Origin of the sequence: Novilysobacter longmucuonensis (assembly GCF_046600735.1) — a bacterium.
Classification (GTDB): Bacteria; Pseudomonadota; Gammaproteobacteria; order Xanthomonadales; family Xanthomonadaceae; genus Novilysobacter_A; species Novilysobacter_A longmucuonensis.
Window position 1 is genome coordinate 50,816 of the sequence record NZ_JBJMAW010000005.1, and the last position, 22,122, is coordinate 72,937.

16 protein-coding genes and 1 pseudogene are annotated in these 22,122 nt (G+C 69.9%); 7 read left to right on the forward strand and 10 right to left on the reverse strand.

Annotated features, from left to right (window positions below):
- Positions 1 to 155 precede the first annotated feature (155 nt).
- Entirely contained in the window at positions 156 to 3,542 is a 3,387-nt protein-coding gene (locus tag ACJQWM_RS07035; RefSeq protein ID WP_332703269.1) for a hybrid sensor histidine kinase/response regulator, read from the forward strand.
- A 556-nt stretch (positions 3,543 to 4,098) separates the two neighbouring features.
- Here the strand turns inward: ACJQWM_RS07035 and ACJQWM_RS07040 are convergent.
- Together ACJQWM_RS07040 and ACJQWM_RS07045 are read right to left on the reverse strand one after the other, a co-directional pair.
- Positions 4,099 to 4,764 carry a response regulator transcription factor gene (locus ACJQWM_RS07040; protein WP_332703267.1) on the reverse strand — a complete coding sequence of 222 codons (666 nt, stop codon included), beginning with the start codon at positions 4,762 to 4,764 and terminating at the stop codon, positions 4,099 to 4,101.
- A gap of 128 nt (positions 4,765 to 4,892) precedes the next feature.
- Positions 4,893 to 5,657 (reverse strand): 3-hydroxybutyrate dehydrogenase, encoded by a 765-nt coding sequence (locus ACJQWM_RS07045; RefSeq protein WP_332703266.1) that lies wholly within the window; start codon positions 5,655 to 5,657, stop codon positions 4,893 to 4,895.
- Between the two features lie 196 nt (positions 5,658 to 5,853).
- Here ACJQWM_RS07045 and ACJQWM_RS07050 point away from each other — a divergent pair, with 196 nt between their 5' ends.
- The 4 genes from ACJQWM_RS07050 (at position 5,854) to ACJQWM_RS07065 (ending at position 11,021) form a co-directional block, all read left to right on the forward strand.
- Positions 5,854 to 7,608, forward strand: coding sequence for a 3-hydroxybutyrate oligomer hydrolase family protein (locus tag ACJQWM_RS07050; protein WP_411306741.1), 1,755 nt, complete (start codon positions 5,854 to 5,856; stop codon positions 7,606 to 7,608).
- 182 nt (positions 7,609 to 7,790) lie between these two features.
- Positions 7,791 to 9,302 carry an NfeD family protein gene (locus ACJQWM_RS07055; RefSeq protein WP_332703262.1) on the forward strand — a complete coding sequence of 504 codons (1,512 nt, stop codon included), beginning with the start codon at positions 7,791 to 7,793 and terminating at the stop codon, positions 9,300 to 9,302.
- Positions 9,299 to 10,066 carry a slipin family protein gene (locus ACJQWM_RS07060; RefSeq protein ID WP_345786184.1) on the forward strand — a complete coding sequence of 256 codons (768 nt, stop codon included), beginning with the start codon at positions 9,299 to 9,301 and terminating at the stop codon, positions 10,064 to 10,066. Before ACJQWM_RS07055 ends, ACJQWM_RS07060 begins: the two co-directional genes overlap by 4 nt.
- Before the next feature lie 229 nt (positions 10,067 to 10,295).
- Complete coding sequence (locus ACJQWM_RS07065; RefSeq protein WP_332703260.1) at positions 10,296 to 11,021, forward strand: hypothetical protein; 726 nt, start codon at positions 10,296 to 10,298, stop codon at positions 11,019 to 11,021.
- 211 nt (positions 11,022 to 11,232) lie between these two features.
- Here the strand turns inward: ACJQWM_RS07065 and ACJQWM_RS07070 are convergent, their stop codons facing one another.
- The 3 genes and pseudogenes from ACJQWM_RS07070 to ACJQWM_RS07080 all read right to left on the reverse strand — a co-directional run bounded on the left by ACJQWM_RS07070 (position 11,233) and on the right by ACJQWM_RS07080 (position 14,907).
- On the reverse strand, positions 11,233 to 12,759 hold the full coding sequence (locus tag ACJQWM_RS07070) for a pseudouridine synthase (protein WP_332703258.1): 1,527 nt from the start codon (positions 12,757 to 12,759) through the stop codon (positions 11,233 to 11,235).
- A 352-nt stretch (positions 12,760 to 13,111) separates the two neighbouring features.
- Positions 13,112 to 13,661: pseudogene (gene scpB / locus ACJQWM_RS07075) on the reverse strand (SMC-Scp complex subunit ScpB); the annotation flags it as partial.
- Between the two features lie 274 nt (positions 13,662 to 13,935).
- On the reverse strand, positions 13,936 to 14,907 hold the full coding sequence (locus ACJQWM_RS07080; protein ID WP_332703256.1) for a segregation and condensation protein A: 972 nt from the start codon (positions 14,905 to 14,907) through the stop codon (positions 13,936 to 13,938).
- 468 nt (positions 14,908 to 15,375) lie between these two features.
- Here ACJQWM_RS07080 and ACJQWM_RS07085 point away from each other — a divergent pair, with 468 nt between their 5' ends.
- Entirely contained in the window at positions 15,376 to 15,675 is a 300-nt protein-coding gene (locus ACJQWM_RS07085; RefSeq protein ID WP_332703254.1) for a YciI family protein, read from the forward strand.
- Positions 15,672 to 15,995: a BolA family protein gene (locus ACJQWM_RS07090; RefSeq protein ID WP_441004836.1), complete on the forward strand. Its 324-nt coding sequence runs from the start codon at positions 15,672 to 15,674 to the stop codon at positions 15,993 to 15,995. The genes ACJQWM_RS07085 and ACJQWM_RS07090 overlap by 4 nt, the downstream gene beginning before the upstream one ends.
- 44 nt (positions 15,996 to 16,039) lie before the next feature.
- Here the strand turns inward: ACJQWM_RS07090 and eda are convergent, their stop codons facing one another.
- The 5 genes from eda to zwf all read right to left on the reverse strand — a co-directional run bounded on the left by eda (position 16,040) and on the right by zwf (position 22,013).
- Complete coding sequence (gene eda, locus ACJQWM_RS07095) at positions 16,040 to 16,690, reverse strand: bifunctional 4-hydroxy-2-oxoglutarate aldolase/2-dehydro-3-deoxy-phosphogluconate aldolase (RefSeq protein WP_332703252.1); 651 nt, start codon at positions 16,688 to 16,690, stop codon at positions 16,040 to 16,042.
- Positions 16,687 to 18,552 (reverse strand): phosphogluconate dehydratase, encoded by a 1,866-nt coding sequence (gene edd, locus ACJQWM_RS07100; RefSeq protein WP_332703250.1) that lies wholly within the window; start codon positions 18,550 to 18,552, stop codon positions 16,687 to 16,689. The genes eda and edd overlap by 4 nt, the downstream gene beginning before the upstream one ends.
- Positions 18,553 to 18,745: 193 nt before the next feature.
- The gene (gene pgl, locus ACJQWM_RS07105) at positions 18,746 to 19,477 is read right to left on the reverse strand and encodes a 6-phosphogluconolactonase (RefSeq protein WP_332703287.1); all 732 of its coding nucleotides are present in this window, start codon (positions 19,475 to 19,477) and stop codon (positions 18,746 to 18,748) included.
- A gap of 56 nt (positions 19,478 to 19,533) precedes the next feature.
- Positions 19,534 to 20,580: a glucokinase gene (gene glk, locus ACJQWM_RS07110; RefSeq protein WP_332703248.1), complete on the reverse strand. Its 1,047-nt coding sequence runs from the start codon at positions 20,578 to 20,580 to the stop codon at positions 19,534 to 19,536.
- On the reverse strand, positions 20,577 to 22,013 hold the full coding sequence (zwf, locus tag ACJQWM_RS07115) for a glucose-6-phosphate dehydrogenase (RefSeq protein WP_332703246.1): 1,437 nt from the start codon (positions 22,011 to 22,013) through the stop codon (positions 20,577 to 20,579). Before zwf ends, glk begins: the two co-directional genes overlap by 4 nt.
- Positions 22,014 to 22,122: the final 109 nt, after the last annotated feature.

Below are 22,122 nucleotides of genomic sequence, written 5' to 3' on the forward strand. Positions count from 1 at the left end.
GCACGTCTTTTGTGCCCACCAATCTCCGAGGTCTCGCGCCGGTGGGCACAAAGACGTGGCCACCCTACGGATACCAAAAACAGGGGCCATAATCGCGTCGGGGCGATCACGGGCATACACGACGTTATGAGGGCGAGCGGCAGGGGGCTTCGGGCATGTTGAGTTTCACCGCCGTCGCGCTGGCGAGCCTGGCGTGGCTCGCGTTGATGTTCGGCACCGCGCTGTATGGCGAACGCCACCCGGCGCTGTGGGCGCGGCACTGGCGGCATGTCTACGCGCTGTCGCTGGCGGTGCACTGCACCTCGTGGACGTTCTACGGCACCGTCACCCAGGCCGCACGCTACGGCTGGCCGCTGCCGCCGACCTTCCTCGGCGCAATCGTGCTGTACACGCTTGCGGTCGGTTTCATGATGAAGCTGGTGCGGCTGGCGCGCGAGACCAACGCAACCTCGCTGGCCGACCTGATCGCCACGCGGCTGGGCAAGGACGCGTGGTTGGCGGCGACGGTGACCCTGATCGCCGCCCTGGGCTTGATCCCCTACATCGCATTGCAGCTCAAAGCGGTGGCGATGAGTTTCGCGATGATGACCACGCGAGATGCCACCAGCGCCTCCGCGCCGGCGTGGCAGGACAGCGCGCTGTACGTGGCGCTGGCGATGGCGCTGTTCGCGATGCTGTTCGGCACCCGCCGGGCCAGCGCCGCCGAGCACAACCGCGGGCTGGTGCTGGCGATGGCGTTCGAGTCGGTGTTCAAACTTGCCGCGATGCTGGCGATCGGCGCGTTTGTGTGGCTTGGCCTGGATGCCGGGCTGGATGGCCTGCCCGAGCCGCCGCTGCAGACGCTGGCGACCGAGCCAGCCGGTGGCTTCATGCCGCTGGTGCTGCTGGGCGCGCTGGCGATGTTCATCCTGCCGCACCAGTTCCATGTCGGCGTGGTGGAGTGCCGCGACGAGCGTGACGTGCGCACCGCGCGCTGGCAGTTTCCGCTGTACCTGGTGCTGATCGCCCTGCCGGTGCTGCCGCTGGCGAAGGCCGGCAGCGCGCTGCTGGGCGGCTCCGGGGTGCCGTCGGACCTGTACGTGCTGGCGCTGCCGCTGTCTCAGGGGCAGCACGGGCTGGCGCTGTTCGCCTTCCTGGGCGGCCTGAGCGCGGCGACCGGCATGGTGGTGGTCAGCACCCTGACGCTTAGCCTGATGATCGGCAACCACTGGTTCGCGCCGGGCCTGCTGCGCGGGGCGTGGTCGCGCAACGACGGCAGCGACCTGCGCGGCTCGGTGCTCACGCTGCGGCGCGTCGGCATCGCGGTGATCATGCTGCTGGCCTGGGCCTACAGCCGCCTGATCGCCGGCAGCGAGGCGCTGGCCGATGTCGGCGCGGTGTCGTTCTCGGCACTGGCGACTTTGACCCCGGCGCTGGCGTTCGCGGTGTGGCGGCCTCAGACGCCGCCGCGTGCGGCGGTGATCGGCGTGCTGGCGGGATTCGCGGCCTGGGCGTGGGTGCTGCTGCTGCCGATGACGCTGGCCGCGCAGGGACTGGCGCCGGAGTGGCTGCAGCGTGGACCATGGGGCCTGGCGTGGCTTTCGCCGGAGGGGCTGTTCGGGCTGACCGGCTGGAGCCGCCTGGGCCGCGCGGTCGGGACCAGCCTGTTCGTCGGCACCCTGGCGACGGTGGTGGCGTCGATCTGGCGGCGCGAGGCGCCGCGACGCATGCAGCGCGGCCTGGACGCGCAGACCCTGCGCGATGCCGGCCTGCGCTTCCTGCCGCGCGAGCGCATCACCCAGTTGCTGCAGGATGCCCCGTCCGACGGTGCGGTGCCGGCGCTGGCCGAGGCGCGCGTGGAGCGTGAACTGGCTGCGGTGCTCGGCTCGGCATCGGCGCGGGTGCTGCTCGATGCCGCGCGCCGCGAGGCCGGGCGCGACCTCGACACCGTCGCGGCGATCGTCGGCGAGGCCTCGGCCGACCTGCGCTTCAGCCAGCGCGTGCTCGAGGCGGCGCTGCAGAACATGAGCCAGGGCATCAGCGTGGTCGATTCGCGCCTGCGGCTGGTCGCGTGGAACCGGCGCTACGCCGAGTTGTTCGGCTTCCCGGAGGAACTGCTGCAGATCGGCCGGCCGATCGCCGAGCTGTCGCGTTGGGCGCTGCAGCGTCTGCCGCCGCAGGGCAGGGGTTCGCGCGATCTCGAACGCGCGCTGGCGCGCCGCCTGGCCTACATGCGGGCCGGTACCGCGCATCTTTCCGAGCGCGTGCTGAGCGACGGCAGCATCCTGGAGATCCGCGGCAACCCGATGCCCGGTGGCGGCTTCGTCGCGACGTTCACCGACGTCACCGCGTTCCGCCGCGCCGAGGCCGGACTGATCCAGGCCAACGAGACGCTGGAGCATCGCGTGGTCGCCCGCACCATCGACCTGGAGGCCGCCACACGCGAGGCCGAACGTGCCAACGAGGCCAAGAGCCGCTTCCTGGCCGCGATCGGCCATGACCTGATGCAGCCGCTGCACGCCGCGCAGTTGTTCACCGACGCACTGGCCAAGCAACTCGGCGACCCGGCGCAGCGCGAATCGGTCGCGCAGATCAGCGGTGCGCTCGACTCCACCGGCGACCTGCTGACCGGGCTGCTCGACATGTCGCGGCTGGAAGCCGGCGGCCTGGTGCCGCAGCCGCGCGATTTCCCGCTGGCGGAGGTGCTCGACCCGCTGGCCTCGGAATTCGGCGCGATCGCATCGGCGCGCGGCTTGCGGTTCCGCTTCGTCGGCTGCGATTCGTGGGTCTACAGCGACCCGCAGCTGTTGCGACGGGTGCTGCAGAACTTCCTGGCCAACGCGGTGCGCTATACCGATGCCGGCGGCGTGCTGCTCGGCGTGCGGCGCGAGGGCGACGGTCTTCGCATCGAGGTGCACGACACCGGCCCGGGCATCGCGCTGAAGCAGCAGGCGGCGATCTTCGAGGAGTTCCGCCGTGGCGAGGACGCGCCGGGGCAGGGGCTCGGGCTGGGGCTGTCGATCGCCGATCGCATCGCGCAACTGCTGGCCGCGCCACTGACCCTGCGTAGTCGCCTGGAGTGCGGCACCGTGTTCGCCGTCCGGGTGGCCAGCGCGAGTGCGCCGCCCCAGGCCGCCAGCGGCGGCACCACCGATGGGCTCAAGGGCCTGCGCGTGCTGCTGGTCGACAACGACCCCCAGGCGCTGTCGGCCCTGGCCGGCGTATTGCGGCAGTGGGGTTGCGAGGTCGCCACCGCCGGCGACCGACTCCAGGCGGAGCGGCGCATGGGCGAGTGCCCGGCGTCGCTGTGGCTGTTCGACTACCACCTCGACGACGGCGATACCGGCGTCGCATTGGCCGCGGACCTGGCCGACCGCCATGGCGCACGACCGACCCTGATCCTCAGCGCCGACAGCGGTCACGCGGTGCGGCGCGCGGTGCTGGATGCCGGCTACTCGTTGCTGGCCAAGCCATCCAAGCCGCTGGCGTTGAAATCGGTGCTCGACCGATTGCTGGCCGCACGCGAAGCGCGCGCTCCCGAACCCGCCGCGGTCGAGCCGTAGGAGCGGCTTCAGCCGCGAACCAGAACCGGTTTTCAAGTAACCCGTCCGATTACCGCGAAAGCTTTTTGTAGGAGCGACGTAAGTCGCGAAAACGCACGCTCCGGGCTTGCGCGAAATCGCGGCTTTGGTCGCTGCTACATGAGGACGTGAAGGGGTCTTGAGAGGACGTCGTGGTCGAGTTGCCGGATCGCGGCTGAAGCCGCTCCTACAAAAAACGCTGGCCAGGCCATCCAGCCGTTGGCGTTGAAATCGATGCTTGACCGATTGCTGGCCGCACGCGAAGCGCGCGCGCTCGAACCCGCCGCGGTCGAGCCGGAGGAGCGGCTTCAGCCGCGAACCAGAACCGGTTTTCAAGTGACCCGTCCGATTACCGCGAAAGCTTTTTGTAGGAGCGACGTAAGTCGCGAAAACGCACGACCCCGGCTTGCGCGAAATCGCGACTTACGTCGCTCCTACATGAGGACGCGAAGGGGTCTTGAGATGACGTCGTGGTCGGGTTGCCGGATCGCGGCTGAAGCCGCTCCTACAAAAACGCCCGAAACACCGAAGTGGCGCGTCAGCCTTCCATCCGGCGCGCTGGATCGGTCAGCTCCAGCTCTCGCAGGACCACGCCGGCCTGGGTGCGGTTGCGCACGCCGAGGCGCTCGAAGATCGCCGACAGGTGCGCCTTGACCGTGCGCTCCTGCACGTCCAGACGGTCGGCGATCTGCTTGTTGAGCAGGCCTTCGGCGACCAGCGTCAGTACCCGGAACTGCTGCGGCGACAGGCTTGCCAGACGCGCGGCAAGCGCCGCATCGCTGCTGGAGCTCTGCGTCCGCGCCACCGCGGCGCGCAATGGCGGCGGCAGCCACTGCTCGCAGGCCAGCACCGCGCGGATCGCATCGCGCAGCTCGTCCAGTCCGGAACTCTTGGGCAGGTAACCCGCCGCGCCATGATCGAGCGCGCGACGCACCACGCGCGGGTCGTCATTGGCCGACACCACTACCACCGCCACGCCCGGGTACTGCGCCCGGATCGCAGCCAGTCCGGCCAGCCCATGATTGCCCGGCATGTGCAGGTCCAGCAGCACCAGGTCGATATCGGGCTCGGTCTCCAGCACCGCGAGCACGCCACCGAGCGAATCGGCTTCATGCACCTGCAGCCCGGCGACCGCGTCGGCAGCCGCGCCACGCAACGCGGCGCGGAACAGCGGGTGGTCATCGGCGATGAGCAGGGCAGGCATTGGGCTGTAAGGGCTGTAAGGGCTGTAAGGGCTTTAAGGGCTGTAAGGGGGTGAGGGGTGAGGGGTGAGGGGTGAGGGGTGAGGCATCGCTTCTAACTAACTTATTACCTTCTCACCTCCTCACTGCTTCATTGCACTGTCCAGCCGCCGTCGACCTCGATCGTGTGCCCGGTGATGTTGCGCGCCGGCGGCGAGATCAGGAACGCGGTGATGCCGGCCAGTTCGTCAAAGCCGATGAACACGCCCTTGGGCATCGGTTTGAGCATGATCTCGCTGATCACCTGCGACTCGGGGATGTCGTTGGTGCGCGCCTGGTCGGCGATCTGCTTGTCGACCAGCGGGGTTTTCACGTAGGTCGGGCAGATCGTGTTGATGGTGATGTCGGTATCGGCGGTTTCCAACGCGATCACCTTGGAAAACCCGAGCAGGCCGTGCTTGGCGGCGACATATGCGCTCTTGTAGCGGCTGGCGACCAGCGAGTGGATCGAGCCGATGTTGACGATGCGGCCGAAGCCGCGCTCGCGCATGCCCGGCAGCAACGCCTGGGTCAGCCGTGCGACGCCGACCAGCATCACCTGCACCAGCAGGTCCCACTTGGCCATCGGGAACGCCTCCAGCGGTGAGACATGCTGCAACCCGGCGTTGTTGACCAGCACGTCGACAGGGCGCGACAGCGCCGCCAGCGCCGTTTCGATGCTGGCCCCGGAGGTCACGTCGAGCGCGAGTGCCTCGGCGCTGCCGCCGGCGGTGCGGATCGCCTGCGCGGTCGCCTCGGCGTTGTCGAGCGCCATGTCGGTCACCACGATGTGGTGGCCGGCGCGCGCGAGCTCGTCGGCGATGCCGGCGCCGATGCCGCTGCCGGCGCCGGTGATCAGGATGCAACGGGTGGTCATGGGTACTCCGCCGTAGCTGCTGGGTGGGTGCAGCCTAGCAACCGGCGGCGGCATCGGCGCGGTACGAAGGTACGATGGCGGGACCGGGCCGCATTGCTAAGGTCGGCTCATGACGATGCCACTGCTCCGAATCCCGCCCGCCGTCGCGTTGGTTCTGCTGGCCGGCTGCGCAACCACGGCCATTCCTGCTCCCGAAGTGACCACCAACGACGCGAACACCAGCGACACGATCCCACGCAGCTTCGGGCCCGTCCGCACCAGCGAACACCGCGGTGCCGACGACCTGCTGACCGCCGGGCTCGGCCTGGACGGCCTGCGTGCCATGACGCCGCCGGCGTTCGCCGATGCCACCGCGCCAACTGCGGAGGAACTGCGCCGACGCACGATCTGGAGCAACTGGCGCGGCATCGCCGATCTCGCGCCGGGCGGCGGCTTCGGCGAGGTGTACGGCAGCGTCGCCGACGTGCCGGGACGCGAATACCACGCCCTGGCCCGCATCGACGGCGCCACCCACCCGCATCGGGTGGCAGTGCAGGTGCCGGACGGATTCGACCAGGCGCAGCGCTGCATCGTGGTGGCGCCCGCTTCAGGATCGCGCGGTGTCTATGGCGCGATCGCGGTGGCCGGGGCCTGGGGCCTGCCGAAAGGCTGCGCGGTGGCATACACCGACAAGGCCGCGGGCAGTGATTATTTCGACCTGGACGCAGGGCAGGGCGTGCGCATCGACGGACGGATCGGCGGTGCGGCCGAGGTTGGTGCGGGTGAGAGCCTGGCTTTCCTGCCCGAGCCGGCAAGCGGCAGCGGCATTGCGATCAAGCACGCGCATTCGCGCGACAACCCCGAGGCCGACTGGGGCGGCCACGTCAAACAGGCGGCGGCGTTCGCACTGCAGGTGCTGAACGATGCGTTCCCCGATGCGGCGCCGTTCCGCTTCGACAACACCAGCGTGATCGCGGTAGGCATTTCCAACGGCGGCGGCGCGGTGCTGCGCGCGGCCGAGGACGCGGGTGAATGGCTCGATGCGGTCGTGGCCGGCGAGCCCAACCTGCACGTCGCCGGCGCACGGCCGCTCTATGACTACAGCACAGAGGCCGCGCTGCTGATGCCGTGCGCGCTGCCGCACCTGGGCGTGCCGCCGATGCCGAATGCGGCGGCGCACTGCGCGGCGCTGGCCGAGGCCGGCCTGGTCACCGGCGCCAGTGCCGCCGAGCAACAGCGATCGGCCTACGAGACCTTGCGTGCAAATGGCTGGACCGACGCCGCATTGCGTGCCGGCTCGATCAGCCTCGCGTTCGACCTGTGGCGCGCGGTCGCGGTGACATATGCCTCGGCGTACGGGCGCTACGGCGTCGGTGAACACCCGTGCCGCCACGCATTCTCGGCGGTGACACCCGAGGGCGCGCCGCGTCCGGCCACGGCGGCCGAGCGTGCCGCCTGGTGGTCCGACGGCAGCGGCATTGCGCCGGGCGCGGGCGTCGCCATCGTCGCGCCGCCGACGACTGGCTTGGCTCTGGGGGAGCTGCAGTGCCTGCGAGCGCTCTGGGATGGCCAAGGCCCGGACGCGGACCGCGTGCGCGAGGGCGTGGCGGCCATCGAGGCGCAGCCGCCTCGCGCGGGCTTGCCGGTCGTCGTGATCCATGGCCTGGACGACGGGTTGATCCCGGCGGCCTTCAGCAGCGCGCCGTACGTGGCGGCGGTGCAGTCGGCGGGGCGCGACGTGCGCTACTGGCAGGTGCACAACGCCCAGCACTTCGATGCGTTCCTCGGGCTGCCGGTGTACGCCGCCCAGTACCTGCCGCTGCTGCCCTACGTCTACGAGGCGCTCGATCGCACCTGGGCGCATCTGGAGCATCGTGCGCCGCTGCCGACCGATGCGGTCATCGCAACCACCCCGCGCGGCCCCGGTGTCGCACTTGAAGCCGGTCATCTGTCGATGCCGCCAGCGCCGTAGGCTGGGCTGACAAGCCCAGCATTACTTCGCACGCCCGCGCCGGCTGCTGAAACACGCTGGGCTTGGCAGCCCAGCCTACGGGTCGGCCGCCGGCTGGCGCATGACTCTTGCCGCTGCGTTTACGGAGCCCGGCGTTAACTGGTGCTCCGGGCGGGTTGCGCCGTGTCACCCGGTGGGTGGTCATGAGACTGGATGGACGAGCTCTGCTGCTGGCTTTCGCGCTGGCGCTGGCGTCGATGTTGCTGTCGCCGATGGCTGCGCCTGTGCCGGGTCCGGCATCCGCGCCTGCCTCGGGTACCGCAGCGGGGTCCGCACCGGGATCCCCATCAGGACAGGCGGTGCTGCTGCTGGAGATCCAGGGCGGCATCGGGCCTGCCACCCGCGACTACCTGGAGCGCGGGCTGCAGCGCGCGGCCGAGCAGAACGCCGCCGCGGTGGTGCTGCGCATCGATACGCCCGGCGGCCTGGACGCCGCCACCCGCGACATCAACCAGGCGATCCTGGCCTCGCGCGTGCCGGTGATCGCCTGGGTCGCGCCGCAGGGCGCACGCGCCGCCAGTGCCGGGACCTACATCCTCTACGCCTGCCACCTGGCCGCGATGGCGCCGGCGACCGCGCTGGGCGCCGCCACGCCGGTGTCGCTCGGCGGCAAACCCGAACCGATGGAACGGCCAGGTGCTCCGCCGCAGGAGCAGCGGCAGGAGGATTCCGACACACCCGCTGCCGACGATGACTCCGCGGCCGCGCCGGAGCCGTCGCCCGAGCAGGGCAGCGCATCCTCGCGCAAGGCGACCAACGACGCCGCCGCCTACCTGCGCAGCCTGGCCGAACTGCGCGGGCGCGACAGCGACTTCGCCGACCGCGCGGTGCGCGACGCCGCCACCCTGACCTCCGAGCAGGCGCTGCAGCAGGGCGTCATCGAAATCCTCGCCGATGACATCGACAGCCTGCTGCGCCAGGCGGACGGTCGCGAGGTCAGGCTGCGCGAGGGCAGCGTCACCCTCGCCACCGCCGGCCGGCCGGTGACCGCGATCGAACCGGACTGGCGCTTCAAGCTGCTGGCGGTGCTGACCGATCCGACCGTCGCCTACATGCTGCTGCTGGTCGGCATGTACGGGCTGCTGTTCGAGGGTTACAGCCCCGGCGCGATCGTGCCGGGCGTGGTCGGCGGGATCTCCCTGCTGCTGGCGCTGTATGCGCTGCAGGTGTTGCCGGTGAACTACGCCGGCGTCGGCCTGATCGTGCTGGGAGTGGTGCTGATGACCGCGGAGCTGGCGGCGCCGAGTTTCGGCGCGCTGGGCATCGGCGGACTGATCGCGCTGATCACCGGCTCGGTGATCCTCTACGACACCGAGGTGCCCGGTTTCGGGGTGCCGGTGGCGCTCATCGTCGGCATCGGCGTGGCCAGCGCGTTGGCATTCATGGGTCTGATCTGGTTCGCGGCGCAGTCGCGCAAGCGGCCGGTGGCGACCGGCGTGGATGAACTGCTCGGCCAGGCCGCCACCGCGCTGCACGATTTCACCGGCCACGGCCGCGTGCGCACCCGCGGCGAGGTCTGGCATGCGAAATCCGAGGTGCCGGTGGTGGCCGGACAGACGCTCCGGGTGCTCGCGGTCGAAGGCCTGGTCCTGCGCGTCGAACCGCTCGACGCGGCACCCGTCCCCCTTACCCCCGACCACGGAGTCGAGCCATGAGCCTCATGATGCTGTACCTGCCGGCCTTGCTGCTGATCGCGTTGTTCCTGTTCAGTGCGATCAAGATACTGCGCGAGTACGAACGCGGGGTGGTGTTCCAACTCGGCCGGTTCTGGAGGGTCAAGGGGCCGGGCCTGATCCTGCTGATCCCGATGGTGCAGCAGATGGTTCGGGTGGACCTGCGCACGATCGTCATGGATGTGCCGTCGCAGGATCTGATCTCGCGTGACAACGTCTCGGTCAAGGTCAACGCGGTGGTGTACTTCCGCGTGATCGACCCGAAGAACGCGATCATCAACGTCGAGCACTTCTACGAGGCGATCAGCCAGCTCGCCCAGACCACGCTGCGCTCGGTGCTGGGCCGGCACGACTTGGACGAGATGCTGGCCGACCGCGAGAAGCTCAACGACGACATCCGTGAAGTGCTCGACAGGCAGACCGATGCATGGGGTGTCAAGGTCGCCAACGTCGAGATCAAGCACGTCGACGTCAACGAGACCATGATCCGCGCGATCGCGCGCCAGGCCGAAGCCGAGCGCCAACGCCGAGCCAAGGTGATCCACGCCGAGGGCGAACAGCAGGCCGCCGAAAAGCTGGTCGCGGCCGCCAAGCTGCTCGGCGCCGATCCGCGCGCCATCCAGCTGCGCTACCTGCAGACGCTGACCGAGATTGCCGGCGAGCGCAGTTCGACGATTGTTTTCCCGCTGCCGATGGACCTGGTCGAGCCGATGCTGGCGCGGCTCAAGCAGGAGCGGCCCGGGTAGCGGCTCCCGGCACCGCCGGGATCGAGCAGGCAGACCGCCGGATCGGCCGGGCAGTCGCGGCTCGGGCGGGCCTTGCGGCAGTGCTGGCCGGTTTCCAGAAGACCCCGCGTTGTCCCGGAAGCCCACGTCCCCGGCGCTGCGCCTCGGCCGGGATCGATTCCGGGCAACGGGGCGCAACAACCGCCGGCCATCGCAAATGCGATGCCGGCCCATGCTAGGGGATTCAAAAATGCAAACGTCAAAGCTGATAGCAGCAGTCGTGGTGCTGTGCGCGGGTGGCATGGTCGGTGTCGCCCATGCCCAGTCGGCCAAGGCCGCGGTGACGATCAAGCCGCTGATCGCGCTGTCTCAATCGGCCTACAGTGATGGAGCCACCGATGGCGATACCGGCTGGGTCGATGTGCTCCAAACCCAGATCAAGACCGCCAACCAGAAGGACCTGCTGTTCGATGTGTCGATGCAGTGCGGCATTGTCACCGACACCACGGTCAGGAGCTCGGGCGGCAGCAAGTCATCGTCGACTGCCCGCGCCAACATCGCGGTGCGGGTGGTGGTCGATGGCGAGCGCATGGCCGAGCCCACCGGCAGCATCGATGCCAACGGCGCCGCCGCCGAAGGCGTGGTGTTCTGCGACCGCGTGCAGACGCTGGCCGCCGAGTTCGCCGGCCTGAACTGCACCGCCGACCTGACCACCGGCGCGGTCGACTGCCTCGATGCCGAAGAGCTTCAGCTGATCCTGAAGACGCTCAACGCGCATGCCTTCAACTTCGCCATGACCGACCTGACCTCGGGCGTCCATGACATCGTCGTGCAGGCGCGGGCGCAGGCATCGGTGGACTTCGACGATGACGTCGCGGGCGGCTCGATGAGCGGCGCCGAAGCGTTCGCCGGCGCCGGCGCGCTGGTGGTCGAGGAGGTCCGGCTGGTCAAGGGCGCGGAGTTGATCGAGCTCTGACAGCCGTAGCAGGGCAGCACCCTCGGGTGCATGGCCTGCAGTACTGGAAACCATAGGCCGCAGCTGACCCCTGCGGCCTTTTTCGTGGCTGCTGCGCACTGTGTCCGCAGTGGCGCTCGCCAGACCCCAGATCATCACTGGATCATGGGCACCGAATCCTGCCTCAGACGCTGCCGGCGCGTGGCGCAGCGCCTTAGTTGCGCAGGTTCGATCAACCGCCGCCGCGCGGGCCGCGGCCACCGCGGGGCTTGCCCGAGGGTTTGCCGCCTGGCTTTCCCGCCGGCTTGCCGCCGGGGCGAGGCCCGGGTTTACCCGAGCCGGGGGGGCGGGGGGCGCGCGGCTTGTCGCCGTAGGGGTTGAAGCTGCCGGGATTGGCATGGTCGGAGGGGAAGCTCGGTGCGCCGGTGTGCTGACGCGCGCCGCGTTGTGCCTGGCCTTGCCCGCCGCCGGGACCGCGTTCGCTGCGGCCCCGCGAAGCCGCAGCGCCAGCGCCACCCGGTCGCCCGCCGGGCTTCTTGCCGTAGGGCTTCTTCGGGCCTCGGCCGTCGGCATTGCGGTGACCGCTCGGCCCGGTATCCACGCCCTCGGGCACGTACCAGGTGCGGAAGGCCGCCGGATTGCCCTCGGGCAGCGCGCGCGAGCCCTTGTCCTGGCGCTGCTTGAACGGCTTGTGCGCCTGCTTGGCTGCGGTCTCGCCGCTGACGGTGAGACCACCGTGCCGGTTGGGAGCGCCGCGCCCGCGGCCGCGATCTTCGCGGACGTTGTCGAAGCGGCGCAGCTCGCGGCCTTCATCGGACGCGCTGTTGTGCCCGCTGACGTAGCCGGTGGTGCGATCGCCGGTGTTGGACAGGTTGATCGTCGATTTGGCGGCCTTGCGCTGGCCGATCACCGGCTGCAGCGTCAGCGCCGACGGCGCAGCGTCTTCCAGGCCGAGATCCAGGCGCAGCTTCTCGACCCTGTCGGTCGGCAGCTCCTGCGACTGGCCGCGCAACAGCTCGCGCGGCAGGTCGACCGCGCCGTAGCGGATGCGCTTGAGCCGACTGACCTGGCAACCCTGCGACTCCCACAGCCGGCGGACCTCGCGGTTGCGGCCTTCCTTGAGCAGCACGCGGAACCAGTCGTGTGAGTCGCTGCCGCCGATCTGCTCGATCTCGTCGAACTTCGCCTGACCGTCCTCCAGCGCGACGCCGCGGCGCAGCCGCTCGACCAGGTCCTCGGCGACCTTGTCCTGGCCTTCCGGTGCACGCACGCGGCAGACGTACTCACGCTCGACCTCGAAGGACGGGTGCATCAGCGCGTTGGCCAGCTCACCGTCGGTGGTCAGCAGCAGCAGGCCGCTGGTGTTGATGTCGAGCCGGCCGATCGCGACCCAGCGCGCGCCCTTGAGTGCGGGCAGCGCCTCGAAGATGGTCGGCCGGCCCTCGGGGTCCTCGCGCGTGGTGACCTCGCCTTCGGGCTTGTTGTACATCAGCACGCGGGCCGGTTCGGTCAGCGCGCTGGCGACGAACTGGCGGCCGTCGAGCTCGATGCGGTCGCCGCTGCCGATGCTCATGCCGGTCTGCGCGACCTCGCCGTTGACCTTGACCAGGCCATCGGCGATGCGCTGCTCGAGCGCGCGGCGCGAGCCGAGCCCGGCCTGTGCGAGCACTTTGTGCAGGCGTTCCTGTGAGCGCGGCGCATCGGGTGTCGCTTCGGTGCCGCGCTTCAGCGTGAGCTTGCGGCTTTTTTCTTCAGTCATTGCTGTCGCTCCGACGAGGCCGGTTCGGCGTCGTCCTCTTCATTTGGATGGGTGTGGCCGGTGGGCCGGGTGTTCGTGGTGGTGTCCTGGTCGACCACGTCGGTCGTGATTTGGACCGCATCGGTCATTGTTTCGATTGCGCTATCGGTCGTATCGACCACATCGGCCGCTGCTTCGACCACTTCGGCGCCGGGTTGGGGATCATCCGGATCTGCGTGGGTTGCATCCGCCGCACCGGCCTGGTCGGTTGCGGCGTTGTTGTCATCGCCATTGGAATCCGCGCTTTCGGCATCGGCGCCACTGCCGATACCCCCGGCCGCGATCGCCTGGTCGCCGGCGGGCGCGCCGTCGAACTGGAACTGCGGCTCCAGCTCGCCCAGTTCCTTGAGCTCCGACAGCGGGGGCAGCTCGTCGAGCCGCTTCAGGCCGAAGTAGTCGAGGAAGGTCCTGGTGGTGCCGAACAACGCCGGCTTGCCCGGGACGTCGCGATGGCCGACGACGCGGATCCACTCGCGCTCCTCCAGCGAACGGATGATGTTGCTGCTGACCGCCACGCCGCGGACCTGCTCGATCTCGCCGCGGGTGATCGGCTGGCGGTAGGCGATCAGCGCCAGGGTTTCCAGGGTGGCACGGGTATAGCGGGTCTGCCGTTCGGTCCACAGCCGCGCGACCCAGGGATGCACGTCGGCCTGCACCTGGTAGCGGAAGCCCGACGCCAGTTCGACCAGTTCGACCCCGCGCCCGTCACAGCCTTCGCGCAGGGTCTGCAGCGCGAGCTCGACGCTGTCGGCCGGCGCCGGCTGGTCCTCCGGAAACAATGCGTGCAGCTGCGCCAGCGTCAACGGCTGGTTGGCCGCGAGCAGCGCGGCTTCGACGATGCGGGTAATCAGGGTCTGGTCCATGGGTTGGGCTGGTTGCGAATCGGTGGTGGGTGCTTCAAGAGCCTTTTGGTCCGCAAAGGACGCGAAAGGCGCAAAAGAAAGCAAAAAATCTTTGTCGTGCTGAGCGGTTGGCTGGCATCCCGCGGAGGCGGGGGGATCGGTTTGTGCCGTGGCGGAATCGATTCTTCGCCGCGTTTCGAGCCGGCGCGAGACTCATCCGGCGGACAACACTATTTGTCTCGTCTTTCGCTTTCCTTTTGCGCTTTTTGCGTCCTTTGCGGACCACCCCCGCCGTTCACGCGGGCGCATCGTCATTGGCCGCGTCCTCGTCGAACTCGCTGGTGAGCTCGACCTGCGTGGCGGCCTCGCCGAGGGCGAGCGACTTGACGTAGATCGGCGCGAGCGCCTGACGCGGATCATGGTCCGCATCGGAGGGGTGCTCCTGCACGATCTCGACCAGTTGCTCCTTGGCCAGGGTGAGCAGGCCCAGGAAGGTCACCACCACGCCGAGCTTGCCTTCCTCGGCGGTGAACAGCGACTCGAACCGGTAGAACGCGCCGTCGCTCATGCGCTCGAGCAACTCGCCCATGCGCTGGCGCACGCTCAGCGCATCGCGCTTGATCGCATGCTGGGTGTAGAGCTCGGCGCGCTTGAACACGTCGTGCAGCGCCAGCAGCATCTCGCGCAGGTCCACCGGCGGCGGCAGCTTGACCGTGGCGCGGTCGGGCACGTACGCCTGCGCCGGGACGGTGTCGCGGTCCTGGCGGGGCAGGGTGTCGAGGTCCGCGGCGGCCTTCTTGAAACGCTCGTACTCCTGCAGGCGGCGGACCAGTTCGGCGCGCGGGTCGTCCTCGATGCCTTCCTCGGTGACCGCGCGCGGCAGCAGCATGCGCGATTTGATCTCGGCCAGGATCGCGGCCATCACCAAGTAATCGGCGGCGAGCTCGAAACGCATCTCGTGCATCGCCTGGATGTAGTCGACGTATTGCCGGGTGATCTCGGCCACCGGGATGTCGAGAATCTCCAGGTTCTGCCGGCGGATCAGGTACAGCAACAGGTCGAGCGGGCCTTCGAATGCATCGAGTATCACCTCCAGCGCATCCGGCGGGATGTACAGGTCCTGCGGGATCTGCAGCACCGGCTGGCCGTGCACCATCGCCAGCCGCATTTCCTGCTGCTGCGGCGACAGCGGGTTGAGGCCGGCCGGCGTGGGGTGGTCCCCGGTCACTTTGTGCTCGGTCGCGTCGGGCGCGAGTTCGTTGGTCATGCGAGGCTGGCCCCTCCGGGGGCCATGCAGGTCCGGCCCCGACCGGGCCGCAGGCACTGCTGCTGCTGCAAAGGTGCAGGCGGCCGGATGCGGCCACTGCGGGTAAACGACTGCGGGTGCAACGAATTGCGAAAAGTCGTGCCCGGCCCGCCTGCCTGCACGAATGGCCCCGACTTGCGCGCCACGCAGGACGTGACGGCGAACGACGGAAGAAGGTTGCGGGCGCGGGGCCGGTGGGGTGCAGCGTCGCACTGGCACTGGGATGGAGTGCGGCGCGGAACGTGGCGGCGGTGTGGGGACCTGTCGCGACGGACCGACTGCGCCCGGCCATGGGCGTGACAGCTAGGGTACGGGGTCATCAAAGCCGTGTCCAGCCGGGGAGTTCATGCGCAAGGGAAGGACCCGGAGCGACGGTTCGGGTGCCCTACAATCGTTGCCCTGCATGACGACTCGGGAACCGGCAAACACATGTGGTACGCAATAGAAGGTTACGACGGCGCCGAAGTACTGGCCAAGCGGCTTGCGACCAGGACCGAGCACCTGGCCCGCCTGACCGCCCTGCGCGACCAGGGCCGGTTGCTGCTGGCCGGCCCGTGTCCGGCGATCGACGCCGAAGACCCCGGCCCGGCCGGTTTCAGCGGCAGCCTGGTCGTGGCCGAGTTCGATTCGCTTGAGGCCGCCCGCGCCTGGGCCGATGCCGACCCCTACGTGGCCGCCGGCGTGTATGCCCGCGTCGAGGTGCGGCCGTTCAAGCCGGTGCTGCCATGAGCGAGTCGCCGATGCCTGGTGCCCCGATCGTAGGCGCGTTGCCGCGCGAGCAGCGCGTGCCCGCGATCCGCGCCGCGCTCGAAGCGGCGCTGAAGCCGCAGGCGCTGGAGATCGAAGACGAAAGCCATCGCCACGCCGGTCACGCCGGCGCCCGCGACGGCCGCGGGCATTTCCGCGTGGACGTGATCAGCGATGCCTTCAGCGGTCTCAACCCGATCGCGCGCCACCGCGCGGTGTACGCCGCCGTCGGCGAGCTGATGAATACCGACATCCACGCCTTGTCGATTCGCGCCCGCACGCCGCAGGAAGCAGAGGCCTGAGCCGACTGCTGCAGCGGCAATCGGCACCCGCGCCGGGCCTCGGCTCAGCTTCCGTCCCGTGCCGCAGCCAACGCCTCTGCCGCCCGCCTCGCGACATCACGCACGGCGGCAAAATCGCCCGCCGCGAGCCATTCGTCACGGACCAGCCACGAGCCACCCACGCACAACACGTTGGGCTGCGCGAGGTAGTCGGGCAGTTGCGCTTCCACTATCCCGCCGGTGGGGCACAAGCCGACAGCGGGCAAGGGGCCGCGCAGGGCCTTGACCATCGCCGCGCCGCCCAGCGGCTCGGCCGGGAACAGCTTGACCGCGTCGAAGCCGCGCGCAGCCAGGGCGAGGATCTCGCTGACGCTCGCCGCGCCCGGCACCACCGGCACCGCCGCGGCCATCAAAGCCTCGGCCAGGACGGGCGGCGTGCCGGGAGTGACGACGAACTGGGCGCCGGCGTCCTGCGCAGCCTGCAACTGGCCTGCGTCCAGCACGGTGCCGGCGCCCACGCTCATGCCGGGGACCTCGCGGCGGATCGCGGCGATGGCGTCTAGCGCCGCGTCCGAACGCAACGTCACCTCGATTGCGCCCAGTCCGCCCTCGATGAGTGCGCGCGCGATACGCACGGCGCTGTCGGCATCGCGCACTGTGACCACCGGCATCACCCCGGCCCGGTACAGCAACGCGGCGGCGGCCGAGCGAGTCATTCGCCGCCCTCGTTGAGCACGTTGGCCACCAGTTCGCCGGTGGAAAACGGGGCGACGCTGATCGACAGCGCACCCTCGTCGGCCGGCGTGGCGTTGGCCCGGTTGTGCGCAAACAGGCCGCGTCCGAGGTCGACTCCACCTTCGCTGCGCGGCTTGGCGGGCTCACGGCCGGCCAGTTCCTCGTCGCTTACTTGCGCCACCAGCACCGCGGCATCGAGATCGAGCAGCAGCATGTCGCCGTCGCGCACCCGCGCGATCGGACCGCCGTCGACCGCCTCCGGGATGACATGGATGGCAGAGGGCACCTTGCCCGAGGCCCCCGACAGGCGGCCGTCGGTCACCAGCGCGACCCGGCGACCGGCGTTGAGCATGACCCCCAGCAGCGGCATCAGGCTGTGCTGTTCGGGCATGCCGTTGGCGCGCGGCCCCTGGAATCGCACCACCGCGATGAAATCCCGCGGCAGCGCGTCCTGCTCGTGCAGCAGCTTGAGCACGCGCGCGTCATCGACCACCACCGCGGGTGCCTCGATGCGGCGATGCTCGGGCTTGACCGCCGAGGGCTTGCCCAGTGAGCGGCCCAGGTTGCCCTGCAGCAGTGCGATACCGCCGTGGGGATCGAAAGCGTCGCTGAGCGGGCGCAGGATCTCGGACGCGCGACTGGTGGTCGGTACCGGATCGAACACCAGTGCATCACCGTCCAGCCGCGGCTCGTCGCAGTAGGCCCGCATGCCGCCGGGCACGATGGTCTCGATGTCGTCGTGCATCAGGCCGCCGCCGAGCAGCTCGCGGAACACGAACGCGGTGCCTCCGGCCGCGGCGAACTGGTTCACGTCGGCATCGCCGTTGGGGTAGATGCGCGACAGCAGCGGTACCACGCGCGCGATCGCGTCGAAGTCCTCCCAGGTCACCTGCAGGCCGGCGGCACGCGCCACCGCGACGAAGTGGATGGTGTGGTTGGTCGAACCGCCGGTGGCGAGCAGCGCGACGATCGCGTTGACGATCGCGCGCTCGTCGAGCAGGCGCCCGATCGGGCGGTAGTCCTCGCCCTGGGTGGTGATGCATGCGGCGCGGCGCACCGCTTCGCGGGTGAATGCAGCGCGCAGCGGATTGCCGGGATTGACGAAGGAAGAGCCGGGCAGTTGCAGGCCCATGGCCTCCAGCAGCACCTGGTTGGAGTTGGCGGTGCCGTAGAACGTGCAGGTGCCGGGCGCGTGATACGAGGCCGACTCGGCCTCCAGCAGGTCCTCCACGCTCGCCTCGCCGCTGGCGTAGCGCTCGCGCACCACCACCTTGGCCCGGTTCGACAGGCCCGACGGCATCGGCCCGCCGGGCACGAACACCGTCGGCAGATGGCCGAAGGCGAGCGCGCCGATCAGCAGCCCCGGCACGATCTTGTCGCAGATACCCAGGCACAGCGTCGCGTCGAACATGTCGTGGCACAAGGCAATGGCAGTGGCCTGCGCGATCACGTCGCGCGAGAACAGCGACAGCTCCATGCCGGTGCGGCCCTGGGTGACGCCGTCGCACATCGCCGGCACGCCGCCGGCGACCTGAGCGGTCGCGCCGACCGCGCGCGCGCTGGCCTTGATGAAGTCGGGATAGGGGCCGTAGGGCGCGTGCGCCGACAGCATGTCGTTGTAGCTGGTGACGATGCCCAGATTCGGCGCGCGGCCTGCCTTGAGCGCGGGCTTGTCCTCCTCGCTGCCGGCAAAACCATGGGCCAGGTTGCCGCAATTTAGGGCGAACCGGTGGGGCGTCGCCAGACGTGCGGCATCGATGCGGGCGAGGTAGTCCGCGCGGGTGGCGCGGCTGCGCTCGCGGATGCGGTCGGTGACTTCGACGATGCAGGGATGCAGACTCATGGGAACCTCGACGAATGGTGCGTCTGGCTCCCTCCTTTGAAAAAGGAGGGTTGGGGAGGATTTGCTTCGGGCGCCGCGTCGGGGGCCAAAGCAAATCCGCCTTGATCCCCCTTTGTCAAAGGGGGAAACAACCGAGGCGGTTGTCTCGTTCGAGCACTTATGCGCCCGTGGCCTACCTCGACAGCCGCGTCTGTCAGGGGCTCCAGTACACCTGCAGCGGCGCCGGGTCGTGACTGCCGGCGGGCAGGTCGATCGCGGCCAGTACCGGCCATTTCGTCACGTCGCCACTGGCGAGTGCCTGCTCGAGCACCTCGCGTTTGCGCTCGCCCTGGATCAGCAGCAGGCGCGACTGCGCGCGCGCCAGCCCGGCAGGGGTCAGGCTGATGCGCCGCAGCCATTGTTGCGCGCCCGCGCAGCCGCTGGCGTCGACCTCGACATAGGCCTGGCGGCTGGCCAGCGCGCGATCGAAATTGCGCATGTGCGGAAACAGCGACGCGGTATGACCGTCGGCACCCATGCCGAGCACGGCCACGCTGGCGACCTGCTGCCCATGCGCGTTGGCGCTCGCCACCGCATCCTCGATCGGCCGGCCCGGTTGCGTCATCGGCTCGAAACGGGCTTGCGCGGCATGCTGGGTCAGAAGATGCGTGCGCACCAAGCGTGCGTTGCTGTCGGGGTCGTCCGGCAACAGCCAGCGCTCGTCGACCAGGGCCACATCGACCCGGTTCCAGTCCAGCGGCGCCTTCGCCAGTGCGCGATACACCGGCGCCGGGGTGCCTCCACCGGACAGCAACAGGCGCGCGCGCGGACGCTGCTGCAGGTCGCGACGCAGCTCCGCGGCGATCGCCACCGCACTCGCCCAGGTCCACGCATCGGCGCTCGGAAACGCGTGCAGCACCGCGCGCGTGGGATCGAGCGAGTCCATGGCAACCGGATCGGGCGGCGGTGCGGCGGGCATTGTTCGAGTGTCGCATGCCGACCTCACGCCTGCGTGTAACCGGGCAGCGCCTGTGCAGGCGCCTGCGGCAGCTGTCGCGCAAGGGCCGCGGCGCCCAGCAGCCCGGGGTGCGGATGGGTCACCGCGAGCGTCGGCACGGTCGCCATAGCCGGCGAAAAACGGCCCTTGTGCTCGAAGCGGTGGCGGAAGCCAGAGTGGGCGAGCCACGGCATCACCCGCGGCACCACGCCACCGGTCAGGAACACGCCGTCCCACGCGCCCAGGGTCAGTACCAGGTCGCCCGCGGCCGCGCCAAAGACGGCGCAGAACACATCGATCGTGTGCAGGCAGCGGGCGTCGCCGTCGATTGCGCGTGCGGTGATGTCCTCCGGCCGCAGGGGCCCGGGGGATCCATGTGCCTCCTCGCCACCGGCCATCGCACTGAGCGCCCGATGCAGGTTCACCAGGCCGCCGCCGCTGACCAGGCGCTCGTTTGAGACCCGGCCGAACTCGCCCGACAGGCGTTGCAGTACGCCGATCTCCTCCGGCGTGCCGGGTGCGAAGCTGACGTGGCCGCCCTCGGTCTGCAGCGCGTGGTACTGGCCGTTGCGACGCAACAGCGCGCCTACGCCCAGGCCGGTGCCAGGGCCGATCACCGCGTAGGTGCGGTCGCGGCCATCGTCGCCGACTCCCACGTCGTGGCCGGGCCAGCGCGCGGAACCGACCTGGGCGACGTCGGTGTGGTCGAGCAGCGACACCGCCATCGCCTGCGCGGCGAAATCGTTGACCATCTGCAGGTGTTCGAGGTCGAGTGCCCGGCGCGTGCGCTCGATCGAGATCACCCAGGGGTGGTTGGTGATGCGCGCCTCGTCGCCGTCGACCCGACCGGCCACCGCGAACACCGCATCGCGCACCTGCGCATCGCGGCCGTCGAGGTAATGCCGGGCCGCATCGGCCAGCGACGCGAATGCCTCGACCTGGAAGGTCTCGATGCTGTCGGCGAGCAGCGGCGGCGAGTCGCCGGGGTGCGCCAGCGCAAAGCGCGCATTGGTCCCGCCGATATCGGCCAGCAGCACGCCGACGCCGCTCACGCATCACCCCCGCGCGGGGACTTCAGCAAGGTGCGCGGCATGAACGCGGCGGCTTCGGCCGGACCCCAGGAGCCGGCCGGATAGTCGTGCACCGGCGCCTGGGCCTGCGACCAGGCGCGCTCGACGCTGTCGATCCAGCGCCAGGCGGCCTCGACCTCGTCGTCGCGCACGAACAGGGTCTGATTGCCGCGCAGCGCATCCACCAGCAAGCGCTCGTAGGCGATGCGGCGCTGGTCCGAGCGCGACACCGGCAGGTCCAGGGTCATCGGCCGCAACTCCATCGCGCCCCATTCGGACGCGGCCAGGCTGCCCATCAGGCCGAGTTCGATGGTTTCCTCCGGCTGCAGTTGCATGCGCAGCCGGTTGGCGCGGGCGCGCTCGCGGCGGGGGCGCTCGAACAGCCAGTGCGACACCGGCTTGAACGACACCACCACCTCGGTGGTGCGCGCGGCCAGCCGCTTGCCGGTGACCAGCCGGAACGGCACGCCGGCCCAGCGCCAGTTGTCGATCCAGGCCTGCAGCGCGACGAAGGTCTCCACCGGCCCGCGCGGGTCGGCGTGGCGGTCGTCGAAGCCGATCACCGCATCGCCTTCGACCACGCCGGCACGGTAGCGCCCGCGCACCGCATCGGTCGCCACATCGCCTGGCTCCATCGGCCGCAACGCGCACAGCACCTTGCGTTTCTCGTCGCGGATGCTGTCGGCGTCCAGCGCGGCCGGCGGCTCCATTGCAATCAGGGCGAGCAGCTGCAGCATGTGGTTCTGCACCATGTCGCGCAGCGCGCCGTAGCCGGCGTAGTACCCCTCGCGGCCATCGACGCCGGCAGTCTCGGCCACCAGGATGTCGACCGACTTGATCCAGCGGTGTTGCCACACCGCCTCCATCAGGGTGTTGCCCAGCCGCAAGGCGAGCAGATTCTGCACCGGCGCCTTGCCCAGGTAATGGTCGATGCGGAAGATCCGCGACTCGTCCAGGCACTCGCGCAGCGCGGCGTTGATGGCGCGCGCGGAGGCGAGATCACGGCCGATGGGTTTTTCCAGCACCAGCCGCGAGGGATCGGCGAGCAGTCCGGCCGCGCTGAGCCCGCGTGCGGCCGGCACGAACAGGTCCGGCGGCGTGGCCAGGTAGCTGACGCAGGGCCGGTCGGCATAGACGCCCAGCGCGTTGGGGATGGCGGCCTCGTCGTCCAGGTCGACCGTGCGGTACTGGACCCGGGCGAGCAGGCCGTCGAGGTCCCCGTCCTCGGCCGCCTCGCCGTGGCGCTCGCGCAGCCAGGTCCGGAAGCCGTCGTCGTCCATCGGCTGCCGGCCCACCGCGACCACGCGGAAGTCGGGCGGCAGCAGGCGGTCGCGCCATAGGTGCAGCAACGACGGAAACAGGTAGCGCTGGGCGAGATCGCCGGTGGCGCCGAACAGGATCAGGGTGTCGTGCATGGGGCGACGCTACCCGCAAATGGGCAATGGCTTCGTGAGCGCGGGCGCTGCCGGCGCGAAGAGGCTGGTAGAGCCGAGCTTGCTCGGCTGCGCGACAGCTGTGTTCCCG